The organism is Nocardia sp. NPDC024068 (assembly GCF_040638875.1).
Lineage (GTDB): Bacteria > Actinomycetota > Actinomycetes > Mycobacteriales > Mycobacteriaceae > Nocardia.
Genome location: NZ_JBEZYU010000080.1, coordinates 1 through 16,778, shown reverse-complemented (window position 1 = coordinate 16,778; position 16,778 = coordinate 1). Strand labels below are relative to the sequence as shown.

At 70.8% G+C, this 16,778-nt stretch carries 15 protein-coding genes; 11 read left to right on the top strand and 4 right to left on the bottom strand.

Translation table 11 applies throughout. The annotated features are described in order from the left end of the window. Nucleotides 1-134: 134 nt before the first annotated feature. On the bottom strand, nucleotides 135-563 hold the full coding sequence (locus AB0F41_RS29680; RefSeq protein ID WP_357429552.1) for a DUF3040 domain-containing protein: 429 nt from the start codon (nucleotides 561-563) through the stop codon (nucleotides 135-137). Between the two features lie 197 nt (nucleotides 564-760). Continuing rightward, nucleotides 761-1,195 carry an SAV_6107 family HEPN domain-containing protein gene (locus AB0F41_RS29675; protein ID WP_357429550.1) on the bottom strand — a complete coding sequence of 145 codons (435 nt, stop codon included), beginning with the start codon at nucleotides 1,193-1,195 and terminating at the stop codon, nucleotides 761-763. A 199-nt stretch (nucleotides 1,196-1,394) separates the two neighbouring features. Between AB0F41_RS29675 and AB0F41_RS29670 the strand changes: the two genes are divergently transcribed. From AB0F41_RS29670 to AB0F41_RS29645, 6 genes are all read left to right on the top strand, one after another. After that, complete coding sequence (locus AB0F41_RS29670; protein ID WP_357429548.1) at nucleotides 1,395-2,009, top strand: N-acetyltransferase; 615 nt, start codon at nucleotides 1,395-1,397, stop codon at nucleotides 2,007-2,009. Beyond that, nucleotides 2,006-3,571, top strand: coding sequence for an NAD(P)/FAD-dependent oxidoreductase (locus AB0F41_RS29665; protein WP_357429546.1), 1,566 nt, complete (start codon nucleotides 2,006-2,008; stop codon nucleotides 3,569-3,571). The genes AB0F41_RS29670 and AB0F41_RS29665 overlap by 4 nt, the downstream gene beginning before the upstream one ends. Beyond that, nucleotides 3,568-4,410: a carotenoid biosynthesis protein gene (locus tag AB0F41_RS29660; protein WP_357429544.1), complete on the top strand. Its 843-nt coding sequence runs from the start codon at nucleotides 3,568-3,570 to the stop codon at nucleotides 4,408-4,410. The genes AB0F41_RS29665 and AB0F41_RS29660 overlap by 4 nt, the downstream gene beginning before the upstream one ends. A 100-nt stretch (nucleotides 4,411-4,510) precedes the next feature. Beyond that, nucleotides 4,511-5,203: a DUF3153 domain-containing protein gene (locus AB0F41_RS29655; RefSeq protein ID WP_357429562.1), complete on the top strand. Its 693-nt coding sequence runs from the start codon at nucleotides 4,511-4,513 to the stop codon at nucleotides 5,201-5,203. Further along, the gene (locus tag AB0F41_RS29650) at nucleotides 5,200-6,405 is read left to right on the top strand and encodes a glycosyltransferase (protein WP_357429542.1); all 1,206 of its coding nucleotides are present in this window, start codon (nucleotides 5,200-5,202) and stop codon (nucleotides 6,403-6,405) included. The genes AB0F41_RS29655 and AB0F41_RS29650 overlap by 4 nt, the downstream gene beginning before the upstream one ends. Before the next feature lie 102 nt (nucleotides 6,406-6,507). Beyond that, complete coding sequence (locus AB0F41_RS29645) at nucleotides 6,508-6,888, top strand: hypothetical protein (protein ID WP_357429540.1); 381 nt, start codon at nucleotides 6,508-6,510, stop codon at nucleotides 6,886-6,888. 34 nt (nucleotides 6,889-6,922) lie between these two features. On the opposite strand, the gene AB0F41_RS29640 is transcribed toward AB0F41_RS29645, so the two are convergent. After that, nucleotides 6,923-7,840 (bottom strand): methylenetetrahydrofolate reductase, encoded by a 918-nt coding sequence (locus tag AB0F41_RS29640; RefSeq protein ID WP_357429560.1) that lies wholly within the window; start codon nucleotides 7,838-7,840, stop codon nucleotides 6,923-6,925. Nucleotides 7,841-8,130: 290 nt separating this feature from the next. On the opposite strand from AB0F41_RS29640, the gene AB0F41_RS29635 reads away from it, so the two are divergent. From AB0F41_RS29635 to AB0F41_RS29620, 4 genes are all read left to right on the top strand, one after another. Then, nucleotides 8,131-9,255 carry a polyprenyl synthetase family protein gene (locus AB0F41_RS29635; protein ID WP_357429558.1) on the top strand — a complete coding sequence of 375 codons (1,125 nt, stop codon included), beginning with the start codon at nucleotides 8,131-8,133 and terminating at the stop codon, nucleotides 9,253-9,255. After that, nucleotides 9,252-10,964 (top strand): phytoene desaturase family protein, encoded by a 1,713-nt coding sequence (gene crtI / locus AB0F41_RS29630; RefSeq protein ID WP_357429538.1) that lies wholly within the window; start codon nucleotides 9,252-9,254, stop codon nucleotides 10,962-10,964. The genes AB0F41_RS29635 and crtI overlap by 4 nt, the downstream gene beginning before the upstream one ends. A 175-nt stretch (nucleotides 10,965-11,139) precedes the next feature. Further along, the gene (locus tag AB0F41_RS29625) at nucleotides 11,140-12,729 is read left to right on the top strand and encodes an alpha-(1->6)-mannopyranosyltransferase A (protein ID WP_357429556.1); all 1,590 of its coding nucleotides are present in this window, start codon (nucleotides 11,140-11,142) and stop codon (nucleotides 12,727-12,729) included. Between the two features lie 71 nt (nucleotides 12,730-12,800). Beyond that, nucleotides 12,801-13,733 (top strand): phytoene/squalene synthase family protein, encoded by a 933-nt coding sequence (locus AB0F41_RS29620; protein ID WP_357429554.1) that lies wholly within the window; start codon nucleotides 12,801-12,803, stop codon nucleotides 13,731-13,733. A 115-nt stretch (nucleotides 13,734-13,848) separates the two neighbouring features. On the opposite strand, the gene AB0F41_RS29615 is transcribed toward AB0F41_RS29620, so the two are convergent. Further along, nucleotides 13,849-14,217 (bottom strand): Rv2175c family DNA-binding protein, encoded by a 369-nt coding sequence (locus AB0F41_RS29615; RefSeq protein ID WP_357429536.1) that lies wholly within the window; start codon nucleotides 14,215-14,217, stop codon nucleotides 13,849-13,851. A gap of 126 nt (nucleotides 14,218-14,343) precedes the next feature. On the opposite strand from AB0F41_RS29615, the gene pknB reads away from it, so the two are divergent. Next, the gene (pknB, locus tag AB0F41_RS29610; RefSeq protein ID WP_357429534.1) at nucleotides 14,344-16,278 is read left to right on the top strand and encodes a Stk1 family PASTA domain-containing Ser/Thr kinase; all 1,935 of its coding nucleotides are present in this window, start codon (nucleotides 14,344-14,346) and stop codon (nucleotides 16,276-16,278) included. Nucleotides 16,279-16,778: the final 500 nt, after the last annotated feature.

Here is a 16,778-nt window from a genome sequence, read left to right as displayed (position 1 = left end):
GGGCGGCCGGGGGGGGGGTGGGTGGGGGGGGCGCGCGGTGCGAGGGTGCGGCGCCGCACCCGGGTGTTGGGCCCCCACCGTTTTCCGGGTGCGGCACCGCTGCAGCTGTTACCGAGGTTCGGCCGCCGGGGCGGCTATTCCTGTTCGAACCTTCGGCGGAAGCGGTCTTCCATACGTTCGGTGAACCCGCCGGAACGCCGTTGCCGGTTGCGGCCGGCACCTCGTTCCGTCGATCCCGTGCCCGCCGATTCATCCGGGGACTCGCCCCGGCCCGCCGAGCCGGACTTCGCTCCGCCGAGCAGGAGCAGAACTCCCGCGCCGAACATCACGATGAATCCGACCAGACTGATGATCGGGAAACCGCCGGGGCGCACCGGAAGGGCGATACCGGCGATCAGTAGAACCAGGCCGATGACGAACAGAGCCGCCGCCTGGAGTCTGCGGCGACTCGAGGTCGTACGGAAACGTCCACCGCGGACGGACGACGCGAACTTCGGATCCTCAGCATAGAGAGCGCTCTCGATCTGTTCGAGCATGCGCTGCTCGTGCTCGGAGAGTGGCACGGTACCTCCCCCGGCACTAGGACGTGGCTGTCGCCTCCGGGTAGGCGACAGATAACCCCTTGGCGGCTATCTGTCCCCAATGATACGAGTTCGCCCAGGGCCGTACCACCATATGGGTGCAGCGGAACCAACTTCGTCCCCGGATCGAGTCCGACCGGGCGGAAATACGCAGGCCCGGCCGGTCGGCGCGGCGAAGATCACGGCGTGCCGCTCTCGTCTCCCGCGGCGCGCAACCGGACCGCGGGCGCGCTCAGGTCTTCGACATCGTGCAGAAAAGCACCGACTCGCGAACAGAACTCGTCGGCCCAGGTCTCGTCGATGTCACGGGGCAGGCCCGCCTCGAGTGCCGCCCGGGTGGCGGAATGCCCACTGAAGTAGTCGGCCCACATCACGAATTCGGGCGCCGCGCGCTGCAACATCACCCAGGCGTTACGCGATCGTGCCCGGGGTGCGGCGTCGGCGCCCGTCAGCGCCAGCACGGCACCCGCGCCGCGCAGGGCGGCCAGATAGGCGACACGGAACCGTTCCCCCGGGTCGCTCTCACCGGCCGCCTCCATGAGCAGCCCGTCGGCGCGCCGCAGCAGCATCCCCGCCCGCCCCGCATGACCCGGGTGCACCCTTCGATCCGACATAGCCGTCCCTCCGTATCTCGCCCGTCGCAACCCGCGGTGGTCTACCGGTATGGCAGGCTGAGCGTGCACCGCTGGGGGGCCGAACAGGTTTTCGAACGTTTGGCTCGAGCTTGAATATAGAGACGACCACCGACATGTTTGCGGGCCCGAAAGCCGCAGCTCCGGCCCGCCGACAGGGAAAGAGCCCACCGATACCGAAATGACCGCCGTCAAGTCCAACCATCTCCCCGCCCCGGTCGTCGTCGACCTCTCGGTGGCCGCACTGCGCGCGCGGCTGCACGACGCGCTCGCCGTGTACGTCGCGGCCATGGACTACCCCCGCGGTACCGAGCACCATCGCGCCCCCATGTGGACCGAACACACTCATCGCACGGGATGGCAGGCCGTCGCGGCGGTCCTTCCCGAGGACAACGGCGAATTCGACCTGCGCCGCTCCCCCATCGTCGCGATCGCCTACGGCTACCGGGGCGGCCCCCATCAGTGGTGGCAGCAGCAGGTACACGCGGGGATGCGGCGCGCGGGCTGGGCCGAGCCCGCCACCCAGCGGCTGCTGGGAGATTATTTCGAGCTCACCGAACTGCATGTGCATCCCAGCGCCCAGGGCCGCGGAATCGGCGCGATACTGCTCCGGCAGCTGCTGCGCGACCGGCCCGAACATTCGGTGCTGCTGTCGACCCCTGAGGTCTACGCCGAGGACAACCGGGCCTGGCGGCTCTACCGGCGGATGGGCTTCCAGGATGTCCTGCGCGATTTCGCCTTCGCCGGCGACCACCGGCGCTTCGGCATCCTGGGCCGGTCGTTGCCGCTGTCATGAGCGTGGTGATCATCGGGTCGGGCCACAACGCCCTGGTCGCGGCCTGCTACCTCGCCCGCGAGGGGCGGCGGGTACGGGTACTGGAGAGCGATACCGTCCTCGGCGGCGCGGTCTCGACCGTGGAGCGGTTCCCGGGGCACCGGGTGGACCGGGGATCGTCGGCCCATCTCATGATCCGGCACACCGGGATCATCGAGGAGCTGGCCCTGGACCGATACGGCCTGCGCTACCTGGACTGTGATCCGTGGGCCTTCGTACCCGCCTGCCCCGACACCGGTGCGGCGCCGATCGTGTTCCACCGGGATCTCGCGCGGACCTGTGCCTCGATCGCCGCCGCCTGCGGCGAGCGCGACGCGGTGGCCTACCGGCGGTTCGCCGAGGTCTGGGAGCCCCGCGCACGGCGGGTGATGCGTTCCTTCGGCGGGGCGCCGGTCCCGGGCCGGTTGCTGCGATCGTTCTGGGGTCTGGACGCCGGAGACGGTGGCAGCGCGCTCTCCCGGGAGTTCCTGCAATCCGGGGACGCTCTGCTGGACACCTGGTTCGACGACGAACGGCTGAAAGCGGCCCTGGCGTGGTTCGGCGCCCAGTCGGGACCACCGATGTCGGAGCCGGGGACCGCACCCATGGTGGGGTTCGCCGCACTCATGCACACGCTGCCGCCGGGCCGGGCGGTGGGCGGCAGCGGAGCCCTCACCGAGGCGCTCGCCGCGCGCCTGCGCGCCGACGGCGGAGAGATCATCGCCGGCGACGCCGCCACCACCCTCACCCGCCGGCTCGACGGCTGGCGGGTGCGTACCCGGGCGGGGCGCGAATACGACGCGGAGACGGTGATCGTGGGAACCCATATCCTCACCACACTGGACCTGCTGCGCGCCGGTGGTTTCGATCCGGCTCCGCTCGACGACTGGCGGCGGCGGATCCGGGTGGGCCCCGGTATCGGCATGGTGGTGCGGGCGGCGACCGACGCCCTGCCGCACTACCCCGGCGCGACGCCGGAGCAATCCGCCACCGGGCTCCAGCTCTTGGTCGGCCACCGCGACCAGCTGCGGCTGGCGCACGGCCACGCGCTCGGCGGCCGGTTGCCGCCGCGACCGGTCGTGCTGGCCATGAGTTTCAGTGCGCTCGACCCGAGTATCGCCCCCACCGGGCAACATCAGCTCTCGCTGTGGTCGCAGTGGCATCCCTACCGGCTCGCCGACGGCAGCGGCTGGCCCGCCCACGCGGAGTCCGAGGCCGATCGCATCGTCGCCGAACTGGACCGCTACGCACCGGGTTCGGCGGCCTCGGTGCTGCGACGCCATGTGCAGACGCCGGCGGATCTGGAGTCGGAGATGGGGCTGCGCGGCGGCAACGTCATGCATATCGAGATGAGCCTGGATCAGATGATGCTGTGGCGGCCGCTACCGGAGCTGGCCGGTCACCGCGTGCCCGGGGCGCCGGGTCTGTACCTGACCGGCGCCTCCACCCATCCCGGCGGCGGGGTGTCGGGCGCGAGCGGCCGCACCGCGGCGCGCCTGGTGCTGCGTGACGGCCGGCGGATCCGGCGGTGGATACGCCGGTGAGCACGGCACCCCGCGACCGGCCGCCGGCGGCCCGCTACCGGCTGATTCCTGCCGGCTGCCTGGTGGCGCTGGTCGTGGCACAGATCGCCTATCCCCTCACCACGGCCGCGGCGCGGGACGCGGTGACCGTGGCCGTGGTCCTGTTGTCGGCGGGAACGGCGTTGCTGCACGCGGCGGTCACCAGGGGTGTGCGCTACGGGCTCGGATTCGCGGTGATCGTTTCCGGGACCGGATTGTTCGCCGAAGCCGTGGGCACCGCGACCGGAATACCCTTCGGCGCCTACGACTACGCGACCGGCCGGTTGGGTCCGGCGCTGTTCGGGGTCCCGCTGGTGGTACCGCTCGCATGGACCGGTGGGCTGTATCCGATCTGGGTGGTCGCGGGCATACTGTGCCGCCGTGCCGGACCGCGGATCCTGGCGACCGCCACCGGGGCCGTCGGCTGGGACCTGTTCCTGGACCCGCAGATGGTGGCCGATGGTCAGTGGCGCTGGCACCGCGCCGGCGCCGGACTACCGGGCCTCGAAGCGATTCCGTGGACCAACTATCTCGGCTGGTTCCTGGTGGCGGCCGTAATGGCGGCGGCGCTGACGCTCTGGGATCGCACCGCGCCGCCCGCCGGCCGGGTCGCCGTCCCGGTGCTGATGTTCCTGTGGACCTGGCTCGGTTCCGCGCTGGCGCACGCGGCCTTCCTCGGACTGCCGTATTCGGCCGGTTACGGCCTCGTCGCTCTCGGAATCCTCGGCGTTCCGCTGCTGGTGAAGCTGGTACGCACCGGCGCCGGGCGGATGCCGGGTCACGACCGTGGCGCGACCGGGCCCGTCGTATGGCGTGGGTGAGTTCGGGCCTGGCACCATGTCACCCGTGCCAACGAGTCCCGTCACCGCCGAACCCGGCTCCCCGGTCCCTGCTCCGCGCGCCCGCCGCCTCCGGGTGCGGATGAGCGCCGCCCTCGTCTTGGCGGCGCTGCTGGTGCCCGCGCTCGCCGGCTGCCTGCGAGTGCAGGCGTCGATGGGTGTGTCGTCCAACGACCGGGTATCGGGCCGGATCGTGGCCGCGGTCGTGCCGGAGAACGCCGAGGACAAGGGCCCACAGTTCACCGCCCCGGAAGCGCTGGCCACCAAGGTGCGGATCGAGCCGTACAACCAGGACGGCTATGTGGGCAACGAAATCTATTTCGACGATCTGAACTTCGGTGAGGTCGAACAGCTGTCGCAACTCTCCGAACAGGCGCAGGGTCTGTTCCAGCTGAAGTTCCAGCGCAACGGCGACCTGGTGAGTCTCAACGGCCGGATCGACCTCGAGACGCTGGCCCCGCACGGCTCCGATGTGCAGCTGAGCGTGGCGTTCCCGTCCCGGGTCGCCAAGACCAACGGAACCCGCGAGGGCGATTCCGTGGTGTCGTGGAAACTGCCCGCCGGCGAGGTGAGCACGGTACGAGCGGAGGTCGGCTACTCCGATCCCAACACCCGCTCCTTCGCGGGCTGGGCGGGCATCGTGGGCGGGATAACCCTGGCCATCGCGGCCATCGTCATCGCGCTGGCCTACCTCGACCGTAATCCCGCCGCACCGGGCGCACCCGCCGGATTCTCGCTGCGCCGCTGGTGGGACGGGGTCAAGACCAACCGGTGAGCCCTGTCGCGCGCAACCGCTGCGTACGCGCGGTACAGGTGGGATCGGCTCTCGCCGTGGCGGGCGCCGTGCTCAGCGCCTGGAACCGCTGCACTGTGCCCCGGCTGTCCCGGACGCCTCCGGCGCTAACCGAGGCGGTGACGGTCTGTGTGCCCGCCCGCGACGAGGCCCGGCGGCTTCCCGCCCTGATCGGTGATCTCCGCGCGCAGACCGGCATACCGCTGCTGCGGGTGCTGGTGCTGGACGACGACTCGAGCGACGGCACCGCCGAAGCCGCGCGCCGGGCGATCGACGGTGACCCACGGTGTGCGGTGCTCACCACAACCGGCGCACCCCCACCGGGCTGGACCGGTAAGGCGGCGGCCTGCCGGGTGCTCGCGGAGCACGCCTTCGGGACCGGACCCGATACGGGGCGCGCACCCGGCGTCCTCGTGTTCCTGGACGCCGATGTCCGATTGGCACCCGCCGCACTGGCCGCGGCGGTCACCCAGTTGCGCGCACGGCGGCTGACGCTGCTCACCGCCTGGCCGCGACAGCGGGCACATACGCTCGCCGAACTGCTGGTCCAGCCGTTGCTGTGCTGGTCCTGGGCCGCCACGCTGCCCGTCGCGCTCGCCGATCGCGGCACCCGTCCGTCCACCGTGGTGGCATGCGGCCAGTTCCTCGTCTTCGATACGTCCGGATACCGCGCGATCGGCGGGCATATCCCGGTCGCGGCCGCGGTCACCGAGGATCTCGCGCTCGCCCGGGCGCTGCGCCGCGCCGGCCATCGCACCGCCGTCGCGGCGGCGGGCGAACTCGCCGCGACCCGGATGTACTGCGGCGCGGCCGAACTCGCCGGCGGCTACCGCCGATGGCTCTGGTCCGCCTACAGCGGAACGGTTTCCGGTGGCCTCGCCGTGGCCGGGGCCGCGGCCTGGGCCTACTGGCTGCCCCCGCTGGCCGCCGTGCTGGGCCGCGGGCGGATCCGGCGTTACGGGATCCTGGGCTACGTGGCCGCGGTATCGGGCCGGCTGCTGGCCCGCGACCTGGAAACCGGCCGGCCGCCCGCGGCCACGGATCTGCTGAGCGCCGCGGCTCATCCGCTGTCCGTCGGCGCGTACCTCACGCTGTGGGGCTGGTCACAGCTCGATCGCTATCGCAACGCGCTGACCTGGAAGGGACGTCCTCTGAGTCCCCTCCAAGAGCTGGACTCACGCTGATTCTCGGCCTTGTGCCCGCCCGGCGGCGGAACGGATGATGAATCCGCCCGGACCGATCGGCAGGGACAGTTCTTCCGGCCCGGGCTGCGAGGAGGCTGCACCATGACCGTCACCGTCACCGGTTACCCGAGTGCCGATACCACCTGGACGCAGTGGCACGACCGGTGCGCGGTCTGGCTGAGCGATCCGCACAGCGCCGGCCACCGCATCGCCCACCACGTGCTGGGTGACGCCCCGGAGCGGCTACCGGATATTCCGGGGACCTGGTGGGTGGTCGGTGGCCGGGTGTTCATCGCCGCCAAGCCCGGTGACCGCCTCGATCACGCGGGTGAACGGATCGCCGGAATCGAGATCCTCGACCCGATCGAGGACGCGCCGGGCGTCATCGTGCGTCACGACGACCGGATCATCGAGATCGCGCGCCGCGACGGCCGCACGACGGTCCAGGTCTACACCGCACCCGACCTGCGGGCTTCGGCCTAACCGGATCGAATATCCGGTACGACCGGCGGCCGGATCAGGCGCTCACCGGCGCCGCCGTCACCCCGTATCCCAGATTGGCCAGCACCTCACCGGTGGCCTTGGCGAAATTCAGGGTGATGAAATGCAGGCACGGCGCGCCCTCGGCGATCAGTCGCGCACCCATCTCGGTCGCGATCTCGATACCCGCGGCGCGCACTGCGGCGCGATCCTCCTCCGGTCCCGATCCCGCCGCCCGGCGCAGCCGCTCGATCACCCGGTCCGGCAGCGGGCGGCCGCAGAGCTGTTCGGCGCGCTCCACCGTGCGCAACGAGGTGATGGGCATCAGCTCGGGAATGATCGGCTTGGCGCCCTCCACCGGGTCACGGGCCACTATCCGGTCCCGCAGACGCAGATAGTCGTCGACGTCGAAGAACATCTGGGTGATGGAGTACTCGGCGCCTGCGCGCAATTTCGCGGCGAGGTAGTCGGTATCGCAATCCAGATCGGGTGACCGGTGATGCCCCTGCGGGAACGAAGCGACCCCCACGTGGAAATCCCCGAGATCACGCACGATGCGCACCAATTCCTCGGCGTATTCGACGCCCCCGGGATGTTTGCGCCATTCACCCAGCGGATCGCCGGGCGGATCGCCGCGGAGCACGAGGATATTGCTGATACCGGAGTCTGCGTAGGCGCCCACGATGGACCGCAGTTCGGCGACACTGTGCCCGACGGCGGTGAGATGACCGACCGGCAGCAGTGTGGTCTCCTGAGCCAGCTGCCCGGTGACCCGCACGGTGCGGTCGCGGGTGCTGCCACCCGCGCCGTAGGTCATGGAGACGAACGCCGGATGCATCCGCTCGAAGGTGCGCACCGCGCGCCACAGCCGCTGCTCACCCGCCTCGTCGCGGGGCGGGGAGAACTCCACCGAGAACGGAACGGTGCCGTCGGCTCGCCGGCCCAGGCTCTGCACGACCGAACGCGTCGTGGAGACGTCCGGTGACGTGGGGGACGGCCGGCCAGGGGTCGGTAGTCCCCGCGCGTTGTCGAAAGTCACCGGCACAGTCTAGGCGGGCGGGAGCATCCCCCGGGGCCGCTCCCCAGGTCGCGCCCCGATCCGGGCCCGCGCGCCCGCGCGCGTATTCTGCGATCATGTCCCGCCGCCCACGGCGGGCGCACGCGTGCCGCCGTCGATCGCGGCACCCCGTGACGGGCTCTCCCGCCACCGGAGCTCGCGCGTATCGAACGAACTGGGAGGTCACCCTGTCCGCCGGAACCGGTACTCCGACCAGGTCGGGTCCCACCTCGGCCGTCCCCGGGACCGCGGCCTTCGCGACGGCCGTGGAACAGGCGCTGACCGCCTTCTTCGCCACCCGCACCGATTCCGTCGCCGAACTCGGCCCGGTGTTCACCGATGCGGCCGAGGCGCTCGAATCGTTCGTGCTGCGCGGCGGCAAACGCACCCGGCCCGGTTTCGCGTGGATGGGCTGGCTGGGCGCGGGTGGTGATCCGGCGGGCCCGCAGGCCACCGCGGTCCTGAACGCCTGCTCGGCGCTGGAGCTGGTGCAGGCGTGTGCGCTGATCCACGACGACATCATCGATTGCTCGCGCACCCGGCGTCGCTTCCCCACCGTGCACGTGGACTTCGAGCAACGCCATCGCGATCGCGGCTGGACCGGTGATCCGGCGCACTACGGCGAATCGGTCGCGATCCTCCTCGGCGATCTGGCGCTGGCCTGGGCCGACGATATGGTGCACGATTCCGGCCTGCCGCCCGCGGCGCTGGCCCGATTCGCCGCCGTCTGGGCCCGGATGCGCACGGAGGTACTGGGCGGGCAGCTGCTCGATGTGCACGGCGAGGCCAGCGGCGACGAATCGGTGGCCGCGGCACTGCGGATCAACCGGTACAAGACCGCCGCCTACACCGTCGAACGCCCGCTGCATCTGGGCGCGGCCCTGGCCGACGCGGACCCCGCCCTGATCACCGCCTACCGCACCTACGGCACCGATATCGGTATCGCGTTCCAGCTCCGCGACGACCTGCTCGGCGTTTTCGGCGATCCGGCGGTCACCGGGAAACCGTCCGGCGACGACCTGCGCGAAGGTAAACGCACCGTCCTGGTCGCCGAGGCGCTGGCGCGGGCCGCCGAGACGGACCCGGCGGCCGGTGACCGGCTGCGCGCCGAGATCGGCACCGACCTGTCCGAACAGCAGGTGGGCGCATTGCGTTCGCTGCTCACCGGACTCGGCGCGGTGGACGCCGTGGAGGCCCGGATCGCCACTCTCACCGAACAGGGCCTGCGCGCCATCGAAACCAGTTCCGCCACCCCGGAGGCCAAGGACCGGTTGCGGGCGATGGCCCTCGCCGCGACCCGGCGCACGGCGTGAGCGGTCAGCGCCCGGAGGCGGCAGCCCGCGTCATCACGGAGGGCGCCCACCCACGCCCCGAACAACACGGCGTGAGCGGTCGGCGCCCGGAAACGGCAGCCCGTTCGCTCAGGTCGGTGGTCGGGCCGGTGGAGCATGTGGTGGTGGTCGGGGCCGGCCTGTCGGGGCTCTCGGCGGCGTTGTATCTGACCGGCGCCGGCTGCTCGGTCACCCTGCTCGAACGTGCCGATCACGTCGGCGGCCGCGTGGGCCGGTACCGGTTCGGCGACTACGACATCGATTCCGGCGCGACCGTGCTCACCCTCCCCGGTCTCATCGACGAGGCGCTCGCCGCCGTCGGCCTCGATACCGCGACCGCCGTTCCGCCGCTGCGGATCCGTCCGCTGAGCCCCGCGTATCACGCGCGGTTCGCCGATGATTCGCAGCTGCGGGTGTTCTCCGATCCCGACGAGATGAGCGCCGAGATCGCCCGCGTCTGCGGTCCCCGGGAGGCCGGGCGGTACCGGCGGCTGCGCGAGTGGCTGGCCGGCGTCTACCGGGCCGAGTACGACCAATTCCTGGACACCAACTTCGATTCACCGCTGGATATGGTCCGGTTCCCGGAGAAACGCGCGGCCCTGCTCGACCTGGTACGGCTGGGCGGGTTCGGCCGGCTGGGGCGGCGGGTGAACCGCACGCTGCGGGATCCGCGGCTGTCGCGGCTGTTCACCTTTCAAGCGCTCTATGCCGGAATGGCACCCGCCCAGGCACTCGGCGTCTACGGCACGATCCCCTATATGGACACAGGTCTGGGTGTGTACTTCCCGGAGGGTGGGATGCGCGCGGTGGCCGAAACCCTCGCCGGGGCGTTCACCGCGGTGGGCGGGCGGCTGGAACTCGGCACGGAGGTCACGGGTATCGAATACACCCGCGGCGGCCGGGGCCGGAAACGCGCGCGCCGGGTGCAACTGGCGGGCGGTGGCGGTATCGACTGCGACGCGGTGGTCCTCACCGCGGATCTCGGTTCGCTGCGCCGGTTCGGGGTCGCGGTGCCGGGCGGCCTGCGCGCGTCACCGTCGGCGGTGGTCGCGCACGGGACCGTCCCGGCCGATATCGCCGCGGCGTGGCCGGTGCAGGCCCATCACACCATCGACTTCGGCGCGGCATGGTCGCGGACCTTCGCCGAGATCACCCCGCGCCGGGGTGGACGGCTCATGAGCGATCCGTCGCTACTGCTCACCCGTCCGGCCCTGAGCGATCCCGGGCTGTCTATCACCCGCGACGGGGTCCGCTACGAACCCTTCTCCCTGCTCGCGCCGTGCCCGAACCTGAATTCTGCGCCACTGGAATGGGATCGGCTCGGTCCGGCGTATCTCCGGGAGTTGCTGGACGTACTGGAGAACCGCGGATACCGGGGTATCGCGACCGGGTTCCAGGTCGACCGCCTCGACACGCCCGCGCGGTGGCGCGATCAGGGGATGCTCGCCGGAACCCCGTTCTCCGCCGCCCATCTCTTCCGCCAGACCGGGCCGTTCCGCACCCGGAATCTCGCGCGGGGCAGCGAGAACGTGGTCCTGGCCGGTTGCGGCACCACGCCCGGGGTCGGGGTACCGACTGTGCTGCTTTCCGGAAAACTCGCGGCCCAGCGCATTGTGGGCGAGAATCGCACTGTCCGGACGCGCGCCCCCGCCACCGTCCGATCGACTCATCCGAGGGAAGCCGTAAACTGAGCGCCGACCTATTCGCCTGCGGTTGCGACCGCCGACCATCCGGGGGGACCGACACCTGATGCCAGCCCCCCATATGCACACCACAGCCACCCCGGTACAGATCGCCGATCCCGGCGTCACCACCACCGTCCCGCGGCCCGCACGCACGGCCGGACGGTCCGGGTTCGCCCCCGGTATGTGGGGTTGGCTGCGCTTCTGCGCCGATTTCCTGCGCAGTCCGGAGGGGCATGCGGCGCTGCTCGGTTTCGCCGGCGCGCTCATGATCACTTTCGGCGGGTTCGGCGCGGGCGGTGTGCGCAAACGTGATCCGCTGCTCGAAGCGGTCCATCTGTCCTGGCTGCGGTTCGGGCACGGCTACGCGCTCTCGATGATCTGCGTCTGGGCCGGGGTGCTGATGATGATCGCGGCCTGGGTGCGCCTCGGACGTATCACCCTGGGTTACGGCGGCCATTCCGGTGAGGTCCGGCTCAACGAGTTGCGGGCCATCGTCGGTATCTGGATCGCCCCGCTGATGTTCGCGGTCCCCATGTTCAGCCGCGACGCGTACTCCTATCTCGCCCAGGGTGCGCTGCTGCGCGACGGGTTCGACCCGTACCAGGTGGGTCCCGTGGCCAACCCCGGTGTCCTGCTGGACAACGTCTCCACCGTCTGGACCACCACCACCGCTCCCTACGGCCCGGCGTTCCTGCTGATGGGCCGCGCGATCACCGCGGTCACCGGCGACAGCGTGGTGGCGGGCACCATCGCCCTGCGGTTCGTGATGCTGCCCGGTCTGGCACTGATGATGTGGGCCGTGCCGTATCTGACCAAACACCTCGGCGGAAAACCCACGGTCGCGTTGTGGCTGGCGGTGCTGAATCCGCTGGTGCTGGTCCACCTGATCGGCGGCGTGCACAACGAGATGCTGATGGTCGGCCTGATGTGCGCGGGTATCGCGCTGGTCCTGGAGCGCCATCATGTGGCCGGGATCGTGGTGGTGGCGATCGGGGTCGCGATCAAGGCGACCGCCGGGGTGGCCCTGCCCTTCCTGGTGTGGATCTGGATGCTGCACGAACGCGAGCGCCGCGCCGCGGACGGTCAACCCGCCGCACTGTCCACCAGCAGCCGGGAGTTCCTGGCGCACCACTGGAAGATGTTCGCCAAGATCGCCTCCCTGGGGCTGGCGGTCTTCGCCGTGGTCTTCGTGGCGGCCTCGGCGATCGCCGGGGTGGGTATCGGCTGGCTGACCGCGCTGTCGGGGTCGCGCAAGATCATCAACTGGCTGTCGCTGCCCACCGTCATGGCGCACGCCACCACCTGGATCACCCCGTTCGGCCTGGATTCGGTCCTCGAGATCACCCGCATGCTGTGCATGGTGGCGCTGGTGGTGCTGCTGGTGTGGACCTGGTGGCGGTTCAAACTCACCGAACGCGACGCGGTGCTGGGCATCCTGATCGCGTTCGTCGCGATCGTCATCCTGTCGCCGGCGGCGCTGCCCTGGTACTACTCGTGGCCGCTGGCCCTGGCCGCGGGATTCGCGCTCTCGACCACCACCCTCATGACGCTGGTCGGTATCTGCACCTGGCTGATGCTGGTGTTCCAGCCCGACGGTTCGATCGGGCTGTACAACTTCTGGCATGTCGCCGCCGCGACCTTCGCCTCGGTGGTCGCCGCGCTCTCGCTCCGCACGGTCGACCCGTTGCGGCTGCGCGGCACTCCACGCCCGATCACCACGCCGGCCGTCACCCACCCGGTCACGACGCCGACCGTCACCCAAGGGCTGTGATCGGCCCGCGCGCGAGTGATATCGCGGCGGCCCGCCCGCCGCGCCAGCGCCCCGGCCCGGCCGTCGCGCCCATCCCGGGGCCCGCCGGGCCGGACGAGATACGCGACGCCTACCGCCGCTGCCGCCGGGTGGCGGCACAATACGGCCGCAGCTACTACCTGGCGACCCGGCTGCTGTCCGCCGGCCGACGGCCCGCCGTGCACGCCCTCTACGCCTTCGCGCGGACGGTCGACGATATCGTCGACAACCCGGACACCCGGAGCACGGCCGCGACGCTCGACGCACTCGACGCCGTCGAAACCCGGCTTACGGCGATCTGGTCACCCATCCCGCCGCCGGCCACGAGCGCTCTGCCCGCGGAATTCGGCCCCGTCCTCCTCGCACTCACCGATACGGTCCGGCGCTTCGAGATCGAGGAACGGCATTTCACGACCTTCCTGCACTCCATGCGGATGGATGTGCCGGGCTCACCGCGGTTCCGCAGCCGCTACCCGTCCATGGCGGCGCTGAACGAGTACATGCGCGGGTCGGCGGCGGCGATCGGTCTGCAGTTGCTGCCGGTGCTGGGCACCGTCGTCCCCCGCGCCGACGCCGAACCGGCCGCGGCCGCGCTCGGCAACGCCTTCCAGCTCACCAACTTCCTGCGCGATATCGGCGAGGACCTCGACCGCGACCGGATCTACCTGCCCGCCGATGCACTCGCCGCGTTCGGCGTCGACGAGAAGTTACTGCGGCACTGCCGCACCACCGGGCGCACCGAGTCGTCGGTCCGCCGTGCGCTGGCACACCTGGTGGCGGTGAACCGGGATCTCTACCGCGTCGCGGCACCGGGTGTCGACCTGCTCACCCCGCGCGTCCGCCCCGCGATCCGCGCCGCCGCCCGCCTCTACGGCGCAATTCTCGACCGCATCGAGGAGGACGAGTACGCCGTCTTCGCCCGGCGAGCGGTCGTACCGAATCACCGGCGACTGCGATTGGCCGCCGGCGCGGCGATCGCCGGGTAACGCGGCCACCCGGTAGTGGATCGCCGCGGCACCGCGTCGATACCTACGGGCGCCGCAGCGTCGGATGGGCTCGCAGCGTCGGATCGGCTCGCGGCGTGAGATCGGCTCCGCCGCGTCAGATGGGCTCCGCGGCGGCGCGCCGCACCACCTCGCGGGCCAGCGGCCCGTGCAGCGCTTCCACCGGTTTACCCGGCAAGGTGTCGTCGTCGGTGAAGATCCACTCCATGATCTCCTCGTCGGTGTATTTCGCGTCCCGCATCACCGTGATCAGACCGGGCAGCATCTTCAGCACCGCGCCCGTATCGTCGAAAAAGATCTCCGGCACCCACACCACTCCGTCGCGGCGCAGCGCGAGCAGCTGATTGTCGCGCAGCATCTGATGTACCCGGGTAACGACGACACCCAGGTTCTTCGCCACATCGGGCAGCGAGAGCAGTGGTACCGAGGCGGGCAGGACATCGGCACTGCAAGGAAAGGCACTCACGGAAGACAACCGTAGACGCTGTCGGTCCGCCCGCGGTGAGACACCCGCACTGGTTCGGCCGATACCATCGGTGGGGCCGCGCAGGGCGGCACCGTGTCGGACACGGTACGAAGGTGGAGAGGGTTCGTGACAGCCGGAGGACAATTGATCGGCGCCGTTCTGGACAGGCGCTACCGGATCGACGCGCCGATCGCCCGGGGTGGGATGTCGATGGTATTCCGCGGCCTGGATTCCCGGCTGGGACGCCAGGTCGCCATCAAGGTGATGGACCCCAAATTCGCCGGGGACCCGCAATTCCTGTCCCGCTTCGAATTCGAGGCCCGCGCCGTCGCCGGTCTGAAACATCGGTCCCTGGTCGAGGTGTACGACCAGGGCATCGACGGCGAGTACCCGTTCCTGGTGATGGAACTCGTCCAAGGCGGCACCCTGCGCGAACTGCTGCGCGAACGCGGCCCGATGCCCCCGCACGCGGTGCGCGCGGTCGCCGAGCCGGTACTCGAGGCGATCGGCGTCGCCCACGCGGCCGGGCTGGTACACCGCGACGTGAAACCGGAGAACGTGCTGATCTCCGATGCCGGAGAGGTCAAGATCGCCGATTTCGGCCTGGTCCGCGCGGTCGCCGCCGCCAACACCACCTCCGCCAGCGTGATCCTCGGCACCGCCGCCTACCTGTCACCCGAACAGGTGACCTCCGGGAGCGCCGACGCCCGCAGCGATGTGTACGCGTTCGGCATCCTGATCTTCGAACTGCTCACCAGCCAGGTGCCCTTCACCGGCGACAATTCGCTGTCGGTGGCGTATCAGCGCGTGGAGAACGACGTACCCGCCCCCAGCGACCTCATCGCCGGGGTACCGCCGGAGTTCGACCGGCTGGTGGCGCGGGCCACCGCCCGCGAACCCGCGCACCGGTTCGCCGACGCCACCGAGATGGTCACCGAACTCCGTGCCATCGCGGACCGGCTGAATCTCCCGCCCTACCGGGTGCCCGCACCGCAGGAATCGGCCGAACACACCAGCTCCCGGCATCCGGTCACCCGGCCCGCGCCCGAACCCGTCGCCGCCCCCGGCGCGCACGCCACCCGGATGGTCACCACGGCCCACCCCCGACACGAGCCCCCACCACCCGCCTACATCCCCCCGCATCAACATCCGACGCACTACAGCTCCTACCAGGAGACCCGGGCCACCGGACGCCGCAACGGCATGATCTGGGCCGCGGTGGTGGTGGCATTGACCCTCGTCGTCGGAATCGGCGGCTGGTGGATGGGGATGGGCCGCTACACCACCGTGCCCTCGGTCGCCGGGATGACCCTCGAACAGGCCACCGCCGAACTCCAGGACGCCGGATTCGAGACCGGCACCCGCGACAAGGCCTCCGACACCGTCCCCGTGGGCGGTGTGGTGGGGTCCGATCCGGGACCCGGCGCCCGCGAAACCAAGGGCTCCGCCGTCGACATCCTGGTATCCAGCGGAAAACCCCAGGTCCCAGCCATCGCGCCGGGCGACGACTGGGACGAGGTCCAGCAACTCATCCGCGACCAGGGCCTGCAGCCCGTGAACGGCGGCGATATCGCCAGCACCGCCCCCGAGGGCACGGTGGCCCGGGTCGACCCCGGCCCCGGCACCGTGCTGCCCGCCGGCGCCCACGTCCAGGTCTGGAAAAGCAACGGCTCCAAACCGGTGCGACTCCCCGACCTCCGCGCCGACACCCCCGACCAGGCCCGTAAGAAACTCGAAGACCTCGGCCTCACCGTCGCCGGGGAACGCCGCGCCTACGACGAACTGGTCGAAGTGGGGCGCGTCATCGGCACCGACCCCGCGGTCGGCATCACCGTCGACGCCGGCTCCTCGGTCACCCTCATCGTCTGCGAAGCAGTCACCATGCCCGCGGTGGTCGGCAAATCGGTCGCCGAAGCCCGCAGAACCCTGCAGGAACTGGGACTCCAGGTCCAGGTCCGCCAACTGGCCCCCCTCGACTCCTCGGTGGTGGTATCCCAGAACCCCGCCGCCAACGCCAACGTCGAATCGGGCACCTCGGTCACCCTGGTCGCGCTGCCGTGACATGGCGGCGCCTCCGGCGCCGCGGGGTTGCGGGCCCCTGGTGTCCCGTGTTTCAGCGCCCGAGACTCGCGGCTGCGCCGCCTCGCTTCGGGCGCTGAAACACGGGACGGCCCGCGACCTCCAAGGGCCTCGCTGAACTCGGCACCACAGCGGTTGGCCATCCACGGTTGCGTCCGTTGAGCACTGCTGTTGGAAGTCCGGGGCTTGCAACCGATGAGCCCTGACATGTTGGCGCAACCTGCTCAGGTGTGCGGGGCCGGCGCAGACGCAGAGGTCGATACGGGCCTACCGGTCGGCGTTCGTGCCACCCCCCGGACAGGGGCGTCGTCCCCGGTGCCGTTCCCGCACCACCCGCCACCCGGTGCTCATCCGGATGCGCCACTCCCCGACCACCGTCCACCCCCTCGGCGCCGAGTTCAGCGAGGCCCACAAAGGGTTCGGCCCGCGTCTGCTGTCAGCCCTCGAAGCGCATGTGGCGAAGCCACGAGTCTCGAGGGCTG

Coding starts and splice junctions, on each gene's coding strand:
- AB0F41_RS29675 (WP_357429550.1), bottom strand. CDS start 1,195: ATGTCGGATCGAAGGGTGCACCCGGGTCATGCGGGGCGGGCGGGGATG.
- AB0F41_RS29670 (WP_357429548.1), top strand. CDS start 1,395: ATGACCGCCGTCAAGTCCAACCATCTCCCCGCCCCGGTCGTCGTCGAC.
- AB0F41_RS29665 (WP_357429546.1), top strand. CDS start 2,006: ATGAGCGTGGTGATCATCGGGTCGGGCCACAACGCCCTGGTCGCGGCC.
- AB0F41_RS29655 (WP_357429562.1), top strand. CDS start 4,511: ATGAGCGCCGCCCTCGTCTTGGCGGCGCTGCTGGTGCCCGCGCTCGCC.
- AB0F41_RS29645 (WP_357429540.1), top strand. CDS start 6,508: ATGACCGTCACCGTCACCGGTTACCCGAGTGCCGATACCACCTGGACG.
- AB0F41_RS29625 (WP_357429556.1), top strand. CDS start 11,140: ATGTGGGGTTGGCTGCGCTTCTGCGCCGATTTCCTGCGCAGTCCGGAG.